The sequence below is a fragment of the Qipengyuania qiaonensis genome, assembly GCF_019711515.1.
Taxonomy (GTDB): Bacteria; Pseudomonadota; Alphaproteobacteria; order Sphingomonadales; family Sphingomonadaceae; genus Qipengyuania; species Qipengyuania qiaonensis.
This window is the reverse complement of record NZ_JAIGNO010000003.1, coordinates 170,716-181,636: the sequence shown is the minus strand read 5'-3', so window position 1 is coordinate 181,636 and position 10,921 is coordinate 170,716. Positions and strand designations below refer to the sequence as shown.

Genomic DNA, 10,921 nt, shown 5'->3' with positions numbered 1-10,921 from the left:
GCAGACCGGGAGCAGCGCCCGCAGATCCGGCCAATTGCGGAAAATTCACCCCCGCTCGCGCCGCACTTCCCTTTGCCCGATATCGCGGCGGCAAAACCCGTCCGCAAAGTCGATCGCGTCCACCGCAGCGTAGGCTTTGGCTTGCGCCTCGGTCGCGCTGCCGCCGCGGGCGGTGACGTTGAGCACGCGGCCGCCGCTGCTGGTCAGCGTCTCGCCCTCCAGTTTCGTGCCCGCGTGGAAGACTTTCGCGCCGTTCGCCTCCGCATCGCCCAGATCGATCTTGCCGCCCTTCTTCGGCGTGTCGGGATAGCCTTCCGCCGCCATCACCACGGTCAGGGCGAAATCGTCGGACAGCACCGGCGCGGCGATCTCGCCCAGCCGCCCTTGCGCACAGGCCTGCATCAGTTCGACGAGGTCGCTTTCCAGCCGCATCATCAGCACCTGGCATTCGGGATCGCCGAAGCGCGCATTGTATTCGATCAGTTGCGGGCCGTCCTTCGTCAGCATCAGCCCGGCATAGAGCACGCCCGAATAGGGCATGCCCTCGGCCGCCATGGTGCGCACGGTCGGCTCCACGATCTCGCGCATGACCTGGGCCTGCAGCGCCGCGCTCAGCACCGGGGCGGGGGAATAGGCGCCCATGCCGCCGGTATTGGGGCCGGTATCGCCTTCGCCCACGCGCTTGTGATCCTGCGCGGTGCCGATGGGGACGATGGCGGTGCCGTCGGTCAGCGCGAAGAAGCTGGCTTCCTCGCCGGTCAGGAACTGTTCGATCACCACTTCGCTCCCCGCGCTCCCGAACCTGCCGTCGAACATCTCGTTCAGCGCGTGCTGCGCGTCCTCGCGCGTTTCGGCGATGACCACGCCCTTGCCCGCGGCCAGCCCGTCGGCCTTGAGCACGAAGGGCGCATCGAACTTCTTGAGCGCGCCCCAGGCCGCTTCCAGCGACGTGCAGCGTTCGTAACGCGCGGTGGGGATATCGGCGCGCCGGCACAGTTCCTTGGTGAAGCTCTTGCTCCCTTCGAGCTGGGCGGCCTTTTGGGATGGACCGAAGGTATCGATGCCGGCGTCGCGCAGCGAATCGGCCAGGCCGTCGACCAGCGGCGCTTCGGGCCCGATCACTACGAGGTCGATCGCATTTTCCGACACGAAATCGACCACGGCCCGGTGATCGGTTACATCCAGCGCTACGCAGGTTGCACCCTGCGCTATACCGGGATTGCCCGGCGCCGCCCACAGCTTGTCGCATAGCGGCGATTGCGCCAGTTTCCATGCCAGAGCATGTTCGCGCCCGCCCGCACCAAGCAAAAGGATATTCATGGCCAGCGATTTCCCGTCAGATTCCGAAGATGCAGGCTTGGTAGCGAAGGGTCGCGCGGGCGACAACGCCGAGCCGCTGACGGTGAGCGAAATATCGCAGGCGCTGAAGCGGACCGTGGAGGATCGCTTCGGCTTCGTGCGGCTGCGCGGCGAATTGTCGGGCGTGAAACGCGCGGCCTCCGGGCACATGTATTGCGCGCTCAAGGACGAGAAAGCGGTGCTCGACGGGGTGATGTGGCGCGGCAATGCCGAGCGCCTGCCATTCCGCCCCGAAGACGGGCTGGAGGTGGTCGCCAGCGGCAAGATCACCACCTATCCGGGGCGCTCGAAATACCAGATCGTGATCGAGCGGATGGAACTGGCGGGCGAAGGCGCGCTGCTCGCGCTACTGGAGAAAACCAAGGCGAGGCTCGAGGCGGAAGGGCTGTTCGATCCGGCACGCAAGAAGCCGCTGCCGTTCCTGCCGCGCACCATCGGCGTGGTCACCTCGCCCACCGGTGCGGTGATCCGCGACATCCTGCACCGGCTGGCGGACCGCTTCCCGAGCCGGGTGATCGTGTGGCCGGTACTGGTGCAGGGGCAGGGCGCGGCGGAGCAGGTGGCGGGCGCGGTGCGCGGGTTTTCGGCACTGCCCGAGGATCATCCCGACCGCCCCGACCTCGTCATCGTCGCGCGCGGCGGCGGGTCGATCGAGGACCTGTGGAGTTTCAACGAAGAGGTTGTCGTTCGCGCCATCGCAGACTGCCCGATTCCCACGATCAGCGCGGTCGGGCACGAAACCGACACCACGCTGGCCGATTACGCCGCCGATCGCCGCGCGCCAACACCGACCGCCTCGGCCGAAATGGCGGTACCGGTACGCGCGGAGCTGGCGGCGACACTGGCCGATTTCGAGGCGCGCAAGAAGCGCGCAATACTGCGCCCGGTCCAACTGGGCCGGGAACGCTTGCAGGCCCGCACCGACCGGCTGCCCAGGCGCGAGGCGCTGCTCGAACCGCACGCGCAGGCGCTCGACGATCTGGCCGAACGGCTGCGGCGCGGCCTGCAGGATCGCGCGTCGCAAGGGCGCGAGAAACTGTCGAATCTGCGCCTGTCGCCTGCCGTACTGGAGCGAAACCTGCGCGAGGCGCGGCGTGCACTGACGGGACAGAAGCTGGTGCCCGCGCTGGTCGAGCGCCCGCTTGCCGACCGGCGCGAGCGGTTGGCCGCGCTCGCCCGGCTGGCCGAACAGCTGCATCCCGACCGCCCATTGTCACGCGGCTATGTGCGTGTAACCGGCCCGGACGGGCGGACCATTACCGACAAGGCCCAGGCGGCGAAGGAGGCCGCACTCACGCTCAAGTTCCGCGATGGCGATCTTGGCGTTGCGACCGGTGCTTCGTCACCCGCTCCGCGCCGAAAACCGCCCAAATCCGGAACTCCATCGAAGCAGGATGATTTGTTCGGTTGAGACTGACCTGCTAGAAATGTTTCCATGCTGATGAATAAGAATTCCGGCCCGTCGAGTGGCGAGGCCAAGCTGCAATACGGCCCCTCCGGCTTTCGGGTTCTGCGCGCCGGCAGCCATGTGTTCTGCGCCGTGAGCGGGGTGCCGATCCCGCTCGACGAATTGCGCTACTGGTCGGTCGAGCATCAGGAGGCCTATGCCAGCGCCCAGATCGCAACGGAACGGCTGGCGCCGTGAGGCTGGCAAGGGTCGCGCTGCTTCCCCTTCTCATGACTGCCTGCGTCCCCGCCGCCGAAGCGCCGACTTCCCCGCCGCCGGCAGAGGTGGTGCAACCGGTGCGTACCGCGCCGGCGGCACGGCCGAGCCCGTCGCGATCGGCGGTTTTTACGTTCGACGGGGAACTCGAACAGGGTGGCTGGATGCGGGGCACCGTACCTCCCGGCACGGTCGAGGCCAGACTTGGCGAGGAACGGCTCGCGTTCGACGATGAGGGGCGGTTCTTCGCCGCGTTCGACCGCGATTCGCCCGGAACAATGACGCTTGCCGCGCGGCTGGCCGACGGGCGGACGATCGAAAGCCCGCTCGCCATCGCGCCGCGTGGCTGGGATATCGAGCATGTCGATGTCGCCCGTAGTCCGGGCGGGGCTTCGGAAGCCTTCATGCGCCGCCGTCAGCCCGAACTCGACGCAATCTGGACCGCCCGGCTGAAGGAAACCGGTAGCGAGGGCTGGAAACAGGACTTCGCCTGGCCGGTGAAGGGACGGATTTCGGGCCGCTTCGGATCGCAGCGCGTATATCGCGGCGAACCGGGCAGCTATCATTCGGGCCTCGACATCGCGCCGGGGAATGGCGCGCCCTACGTGGCGCCGGCCGACGGAGTGGTGGTGCTGGTAGCGGACGATTTCAGTCTGGAAGGCAAATTGCTGATCATCGACCACGGTCAGGGCCTCAACAGCGCTTTCCTGCATTCGTCGCGCCTCTATGTGCGCGAAGGCGAACGCGTGCGCCAAGGCCAGCACATCGGCGATGTCGGCGCATCCGGCCGCGCGACCGGCCCGCATCTGCACTGGAGCCTCAAATGGCGCAATGCGCGGCTCGATCCGCTGCTGTTTACCGGACCGATGCGCTGAGGGGCCGGCATCGCCTCGATACTCAAGAGAACTCAGGATCCATGCGCTACAACCACCTCCTTCTGGCCTGCCTGCTGGCCCTGGCGATCGCGCCGGGAACCTGGTTGCGGACCGAAATCCCGCTGGAGGAACCGAGCTTTGTCGAGGCGATAGCGACGGTGGAGGTCGGCAAGGCGCAGGCCGGGCCGCTCGTTCTCGAACATGCGTGGGAGATTACCGGGAGCGGCCCGCTCTTCGGCGGCTTCTCGGCGCTTCTGTCCTTGCCCGATGACCAGTTTGTGGCGGGGAGCGATGCGGGCGCCAAGCTCGTCTTCACGCGACCCGACAGGCGGGGCACGCTCCCGCGGCTCACGCGGTTCGGCGGAGACGACGATCCCGACAAAAATGCGGTCGACCTCGAATCACTGACGCGCGATCCCGAAACCGGGTGGATTTGGGGTGGATACGAATGGGATCAGGCCATCCGCCGTTTCGATCCGGACTACGTTCCAAGAGGAAAGGTGCGCCCCCGCGCCATGGCCGACTGGGGCAGTAACAGCGGCGCCGAAGCGCTGATACGCCTGCCCGACGGCAACTTTCTCGTTATAGAGGAGGGCTCCTTCAACGACGACACGGTGCACCATCAGGCGTTGCTGTTTGCCGGCGATCCATTCGAAAGCCGACCGCCCGAATTGCTCTTCGTGAATGTGCCGGAAGACTATCGCCCGGTCGACATGACGCAACTGGATGATCACCGGATTGCGGTTCTGCTGCGCGGGTTCGAATTCGACCTGCCGCCCCGCTTCTCCACCGCGATCGCGGTGATGGACATTGCGGACATAGCGCCGGGCGCGACGGTCGATCTGCATCTTGTCGCAGAGCTTGGCGAAGATTTCCCCGCCGACAATTACGAGGGCATGGCGGTCACGCGCGATGCCGGGAAAACCTACCTGTGGCTGATGTCGGACGACAACTTCATGCAATATCAGCGCACACTGCTCCTCAAGCTGCTCTGGCAGACACGCGAAAAGGCGCGCGAGTAGACCTCGCGCGCCCTTCGAGTTTCCGCTGTTGCTGCGGCGCCCAGGCGCCGGCATGCCTTCAGGCGGAAGCGGCGTTTGCCTTCTTCAGCTCGCGCTTCACCTTCAGCGCATTGGTCGACAGCTTTTCGTCGCTGGTCTTGAGCAGCCAGTTGTCGAGGCCGCCATTGTGCTCGACCGAACGCAGGCCGTGGGTCGACACGCGGAACTTGAAGCTACGATCGAGCTTCTCGCTCATCAGCGTGACGTTCTGCAGGTTCGGCAGGAAGACCCGCTTGGTCTTGTTGTTGGCGTGGCTCACATTGTGACCGACCTGGCGGCCCTTGCCGGTGAGTTCGCAAATGCGCGACATGATACGTCTCTTCGTTCGAATGGGCGGGCGAGTTCCCTTGGCCGCATGGGCGCGGCTGCGGGGCTCATTAATCCCGGAAAGCGGCGCGCATAGCGGCGAGGGGGCGAATCGTCAAGCACGTTGCGCCATGCGACGCCCGGGGCTAGCGCGTGCGCAATATGACCGGCTGGACGTTACCGCAACCCATGGGCCGTGCCCTCGCGCTGGCCGAAGAGGCCGCCGCCGCGGGCGAGGTGCCGGTAGGCGCCGTTGTGACACGCCACGGCGAGGTGGTGGCCGAGGCGCATAATGCCCCCCGCCGGACACACGATCCCACCGCCCATGCGGAGATCCTCGCGATTCGCCGCGCGGCGGAGGCGCTTGGCGACGAACGCCTCACGGATTGCGAGCTGTGGGTGACGCTGGAGCCCTGCGCCATGTGCGCCGGGGCCATCGTCCACGCGCGGATCGCGAAGCTCTACTACGCTGCGAGCGACCCCAAGGGCGGTGCGGTGGAACATGGCGCGCGGGTCTTCGAACAGGAGCAATGCCTGCACCGGCCCGAGGTCTATGCAGGGATCGGCGAGGCGCGTGCGGGAGCGCTGTTGCGCGAGTTCTTCAGGGAGCGGCGGTGAGTAGCCGGTCTGGAGACGACCCTAGTTGCGGTCGCTCAATTACAACCAAATTCTACCCGATTTCCGCCCAAGTGGCTGACACAGTTTCCCATCTGTCTTACTGAGATAATTGGAGGTCGCGAATGCCCAAAGCAATCATAGTCGGTGGCGGAATTGCTGGTCTAGCATCCGGTATCGCATTCGCGAATGCTGGCTGGGATGTGGAGGTCTTGGAGCGCGCGGCCCGCTTCGAACCCTTAGGCGCTGCGCTCAGCCTTTGGCCAAACGCTTGTGCGGCGATGTCGAGCATCGGGGTCTTGAGCGCAGTCAGCGCAGTCGCCGCTCCGATTACGGCAATGCAGTTGGCCACGCGAGGCGGACAGACAATCCTTCGCAGAGAAATTCCAGATCAAGCAATGATGAGCACCCGCGCTTCCTTGCAGGATGCACTTTTGGCAGCCCTTAGCATCGAACGCGTTCTTCTCGGTTGCAAGGTCGAGCACATTTCCAATGATCGGATCACACTGGCTGACGGGGCAACGCTGACCTGTGATCTGGTCGTCGATGCGGGAGGCATCCGCGCCTTAAGCAGTGCAGGATCACCACCAAGCTATGCCGGTTATGGCGGGGTGTTGGCGCTTTCAGACAAAGTTGGCAAAGCCAGACTTCACGGTCTGGCTGCTGAATATTGGGGTAGGGATGAACGATTTGGCGTCTTCGAATTGCAGGAGAATCGGCGTTATTGGTTTTACATGCGCAGCCAGAGTGCCGAAGCTTCAATGCCTAGCCTTGCAATGTGCCAAGCAGCAGCCGAAGGTTGGCCTGAACCAGTCGAACAGGCAATTGCTGCTACGACAGAAGATGCCCTCATCCCATTCGCAATTTATGCGAAACCGCCGCCGAAGGCACTTAATGAGAGTGGCATCTTGCAGGTAGGCGACGCTGCGCACGCGATGGAGCCCAACCTTGGTCAAGGCGCATGCCAAGGACTTGAAGATGCGGCAGCTTTACAAGCAATCGTTTCAACTGTTCCCTTAGAAAAGGTGACCGCTGAGTATGAACGGATGCGGCTAAAGCGAGCGAGGATGTTTGTCCGGGAATCGACGCAAGCAAGGTTTGGCGCGCATGGTCCGAGAACCATTCAGACAATCTTCAGAGCGGCGTTGAGGGTTATACCAGCCTCAATCACGGAGCGGCGAATGCAAGGAATGCAGACAATGCCCGACTATCTAGCGAGTGTCCGCTGATCCGTTTCTTTTCTCGTAAGCCGCCAGCCTGTTCCCTACCCAATGGCAGCCTTAGAGCTAAGCCCTATAGCCCTCGCCAGATCTTCGCCTGCGCCCCATTTCGCGCACCGAACCGCGCTCTGTCGCACGCTTTGGGCATGAAACGTTTATCGTAGCAGAGCCGCAGCTCTTCCAGCCAACCGCGCGCGTTGAGTTTCACGCCGATCGCCTCGCGGGGCCAGCCGGGGTTTGCGTCGACGAAGCGGGTGCGGATGGTGCTCGCGGTCACCCCGTCCTCGCGGCTGATACGGTCGAAATCGGGAATGCGCAGGCCCTCCCACAATATGCGGGTGACTTTGAAATATGTCGCGGGGCGCTTCGCCATGCAGGTGCCGTGCTTGGCCCATTGGCGCGCGATCAGCGATGCGGAGGGCGAGATGCACATATTCGCGGCGATCTCGCGCGGCTGCGGCTGGCGCTGACTTGCGCACCATTGCGGCCAGCTGCGCCCGCTTTCCGGCCAGAGCCCGTGGACGACGAGGCCGAACATCCCTTCACGACCGCTGCATTGGCGTGCATGGCGGGCCTGTCCCTTGCGGGGCTTGCAGAACTCGGGGCTCCAGCTCAACGCCATTGTGTAGCCGGTGACCGGCAGCGGCCGCGGCGAGGCTTCGGGCGTTATCCGCGGCATCTGCACGCTGCGCGGCAGGCTGCACTGGTAGTGCTGGGCGGCCAGTGGCGCGGCGGGAAGTGCGGTCATTGCAAGGCCGAAGGCCAATAGCCGTTCGCGGCATCGCATATTGCAGATCACAGCGGTGTAAAGTCGAGACCGATATCGGCGGCGGGCGCGCTCTGGGTCAGGCGGCCGACCGAGACGTAGTCCACGCCGGTTGCTGCTTTGGCCCTGATCGTGTCCAGATTTATCCCGCCGCTGGCTTCGGTCGGCACCCGGCCCGCGACCAGAGCTACGGCCTCGCGCAGCATCGGCGGCTCCATATTGTCGAGCAGCAGGCGAGTGGCGCCGGCCGCCAGCGCGGGTTCGATCTGGTCGACCCTGTCGACTTCGCAGATGATGTCCCCGACACCCGCCGCGATCGCGCGGCGCACCGCCTCGCCGACCGATCCGGCCACGAGCACATGGTTGTCCTTGATCATCGCCGCGTCCCACAGCCCCATACGATGGTTCGACCCGCCGCCCATGCGCACCGCATATTTTTCGAGGTGGCGAAGGCCGGGAATGGTCTTGCGCGTATCGAGCAGGGTGCAGTCGGGATTGTCCATCGCTCGGATGTATTCGGCGACCATCGTCGCGATGCCCGAAAGGTGCTGGACGGCATTGAGCGCGCTGCGTTCGGCGGTCAGCATGGCGCGGGCATAGCCTTCCAGCCGCATCAGGTTGGTGCCCGCCGGAACGGACGCGCCCTCCTGAACGAGGATGTCGATCCGCATGTCGGGATCGAGCGTGCGGAAGAATGCCTCGGCGATCGGCAGGCCTGCCACATGGATCGCATCGCGCGTATCCATGACGCCCGAGAAGCGCGCCCCTGCCGGGATCACGCTCTCGCTGGTGACATCGCGTCCGCCGTCGGAGAATCCTTCGCCAAGATCCTCGGCCAAGGTGTCACGGACAAATGCGGCAAGGTCGAAGCCGGGAAGCTGGAATTTGCTCAAGGCCATCTCTCAGTCATTGCGAGCGACAATAGGTCGTGTGGGCAATCCATGGCGCCATGGATCACTTCGTCGCCTCGCTCCTCGCAATGACTGTGAGAAGCGTCAATGCACGAAGCGCGCGACGACATCCCTGTAGGACCGCGAGACCTTCACCTCCGCCCCGCTGTCGAGCACCAGGAAGCACTCGCCATTGGTATGCGGTTTCACCTGGCGGACCTGATCGAGATTGACGATGGTCGAGCGGTGCACGCGCTGGAACTTGCGCGGATCGAGGCGGCGTTCGAGGTCCTTCATCGTCTCGCGCAGGATCAGCGAATTGTCGCCGGTGTAGATGCACATATAGTCGCCGGCGGCTTCGATATGCTCGATCGTTTCCACTTCGACGCGGAAGATCTGGCCGCGATCCTTGACGTTGATGAGCTTTTCGAACCGGCTGGCCGCTTCGGTATCCTCGCCGGCCAGGTTCTCGGCCGCCTCCGGTGCGACTTCGGACAGGACGTTCTTGAGCTTTTCGGCTTCCTCGGTCGACTTTTTTTCCGCCAGACGCTGGCGAACGCGCTCGACCGTGTCGGCCAGCTTGTCTTCATCGACCGGCTTCATCAAATAGTTGACCGCATTGGCTTCGAAGGCGCGGATCGCGTGTTCCTGGAACGCGGTAACGAAGACGAACAGCGGCGGGTCGATTTCCATCACGCCCTGAACGACAGAGAAGCCGTCGAAGCCGGGCATTTGGATATCGAGAAAGACGAGATCGGGCTTCTGGGTCTTGATTGCGCGAATCGCTTCGCGGCCGTTCTGGCATGTGTCGATGATTTCGACATCCTCGAACGGTTCCAGGCGGAGCTGGAGGCCCTGGATGGCGAGCTTCTCGTCGTCGACGAGGATAGTGCGGATGGTCATGTCGTCTGGGGTGCTTTCGGGGGTAGTTGCGAGTGTATAACGGCTGGGGGAGCCGACGGTTTCTGCGGAATGACGGCCTGCTGCGCGGGGGCGACTTGCCCTTCGCTTAACGCTTCGGTTTCTTCGCCCTCATAGGGAAGCTCGATGAGAACCGAAAAGCCGCCACTTTCGGGCGAGCGGATTTCGAAACGATGTTCTTCGCTATAGGCCTGTGCGAGGCGATCACGAATATTGGCGAGGCCCACGCCCGTCGAGTCGCGCCGGGCATGGGTGGGGCGGACGGCGGGCAGGCCGTCTTCGATACTGTTCATCGTCATACCCGGTCCAGTGTCCGATACAGTAACGCGCAGCCGTGGACCCACGATCTGCGCCACGATGGCGATCTCGGCGCCTTCTTCCTGCGGGCTGACACCGTATTTGATCGCATTTTCGACCAGCGGCTGGAGCAGCATGGCGGGCAGTTGTGCCCCGGCAGCGTCGGGCTCGATGCGGAACGTGGTCCGCAGCCGTTCTTCGAAGCGCATCTGCTCGATACCGAGATAGAGTTTCAGCGTTTCGACTTCCTGCGCCACGGTGACTTTGCCGCCGGGCTGCGTGACCAGCGTGTGCCGCAGGAAGCTGGACAGGCGGGTGAGCATGGCGTTGGCGGTTTCGCTCTGTTTCAGCAGCACCAGCGTACTGATCGAATTGAGCGTGTTGAACAGGAAATGCGGATTGAGCTGGTAGCGTAGCATGGCCAGCTGAGCGCTGGTTGCCTGTGCCTCCAGCCGTTCGAGCCGATCGGCCTGTTCTTCCACCTGCAGGAAGAAATTGATCGCGTAATACAGCGCCGACCATGCTCCGAGCAGAACGAGATCGATGAAGTAGATGCCGACGAAGAGATTGGCGAAATTGCTGCCCGACGAGGCCGCGCCCGCCACTTCGAGGACCCAGCTGTCGATGAAGGCATAGACCCCTGTGGCAACGCCGAGCACCAGCGCAGTCGCGCCCCACGTAATGATCGGGCGCTGCTTGATGAGCTGGCTGTAGATCACTGCCAGGATCAGGCTGATCGAAAAGCCGGTAATCGTCGAGATCAGGTTGATGACCAGCCGGTCGAGCGGAAAGCCGTTGGCCAGCGCGGACATTGCGCGCAGCATCGTCGCCCCGCCCCAGCCGGCCAGCTGCAGGTTCCAGAACGCCTGGTTCTTGTTGGCGAAGAACGGCGTGGGACGAATGGGCAAGACTGCCATTTCGACGTCCCTCTAGCGCAATTGCGACGAA

Annotated in this window: 12 protein-coding genes; 6 read left to right on the top strand and 6 right to left on the bottom strand. The window is 64.0% G+C overall.

Annotated elements, in window-relative coordinates:
* Nucleotides 1-45: 45 nt before the first annotated feature.
* Entirely contained in the window at nt 46-1,320 is a 1,275-nt protein-coding gene (gene purD, locus K3174_RS06545) for a phosphoribosylamine--glycine ligase (protein WP_221557053.1), read from the bottom strand.
* On the opposite strand from purD, the gene xseA reads away from it, so the two are divergent.
* Genes xseA through K3174_RS06525 form a run of 4 tightly spaced genes read left to right on the top strand, consistent with a single transcriptional unit; the run spans nt 1,319 to nt 4,919 of the window.
* Entirely contained in the window at nt 1,319-2,770 is a 1,452-nt protein-coding gene (gene xseA, locus K3174_RS06540; RefSeq protein WP_221557051.1) for an exodeoxyribonuclease VII large subunit, read from the top strand. The two genes, purD and xseA, sit on opposite strands and share 2 nt — an antisense overlap.
* A gap of 24 nt (nt 2,771-2,794) precedes the next feature.
* Nucleotides 2,795-3,004: a DUF2093 domain-containing protein gene (locus K3174_RS06535; protein ID WP_221557049.1), complete on the top strand. Its 210-nt coding sequence runs from the start codon at nt 2,795-2,797 to the stop codon at nt 3,002-3,004.
* A 32-nt stretch (nt 3,005-3,036) separates the two neighbouring features.
* Entirely contained in the window at nt 3,037-3,897 is an 861-nt protein-coding gene (locus tag K3174_RS06530) for a M23 family metallopeptidase (RefSeq protein ID WP_221557047.1), read from the top strand.
* A 41-nt stretch (nt 3,898-3,938) separates the two neighbouring features.
* Entirely contained in the window at nt 3,939-4,919 is a 981-nt protein-coding gene (locus tag K3174_RS06525) for an esterase-like activity of phytase family protein (protein WP_221557045.1), read from the top strand.
* A gap of 58 nt (nt 4,920-4,977) precedes the next feature.
* On the opposite strand, the gene rpmB is transcribed toward K3174_RS06525, so the two are convergent.
* Entirely contained in the window at nt 4,978-5,268 is a 291-nt protein-coding gene (gene rpmB, locus K3174_RS06520) for a 50S ribosomal protein L28 (RefSeq protein ID WP_221557043.1), read from the bottom strand.
* Between the two features lie 158 nt (nt 5,269-5,426).
* Between rpmB and K3174_RS06515 the strand changes: the two genes are divergently transcribed.
* Entirely contained in the window at nt 5,427-5,882 is a 456-nt protein-coding gene (locus K3174_RS06515; RefSeq protein ID WP_221557627.1) for a nucleoside deaminase, read from the top strand.
* 122 nt (nt 5,883-6,004) lie between these two features.
* Complete coding sequence (locus K3174_RS06510; protein WP_221557041.1) at nt 6,005-7,108, top strand: FAD-dependent monooxygenase; 1,104 nt, start codon at nt 6,005-6,007, stop codon at nt 7,106-7,108.
* A gap of 64 nt (nt 7,109-7,172) precedes the next feature.
* Here the strand turns inward: K3174_RS06510 and K3174_RS06505 are convergent, their stop codons facing one another.
* The 4 genes from K3174_RS06505 to K3174_RS06490 form a co-directional block, all read right to left on the bottom strand.
* Nucleotides 7,173-7,847, bottom strand: a complete 675-nt coding sequence (locus tag K3174_RS06505; protein WP_221557038.1) for a ribonuclease T2 family protein — start codon at nt 7,845-7,847, stop codon at nt 7,173-7,175.
* A gap of 47 nt (nt 7,848-7,894) precedes the next feature.
* Nucleotides 7,895-8,764 (bottom strand): carboxylating nicotinate-nucleotide diphosphorylase, encoded by an 870-nt coding sequence (gene nadC / locus K3174_RS06500; protein WP_221557029.1) that lies wholly within the window; start codon nt 8,762-8,764, stop codon nt 7,895-7,897.
* A gap of 96 nt (nt 8,765-8,860) precedes the next feature.
* A complete protein-coding gene (locus K3174_RS06495; protein ID WP_221557026.1) occupies nt 8,861-9,658 on the bottom strand; it encodes a LytR/AlgR family response regulator transcription factor in 798 nt (265 codons plus the stop codon).
* Nucleotides 9,655-10,890 (bottom strand): sensor histidine kinase, encoded by a 1,236-nt coding sequence (locus K3174_RS06490; protein WP_221557024.1) that lies wholly within the window; start codon nt 10,888-10,890, stop codon nt 9,655-9,657. Before K3174_RS06490 ends, K3174_RS06495 begins: the two co-directional genes overlap by 4 nt.
* Nucleotides 10,891-10,921 lie beyond the last annotated feature (31 nt).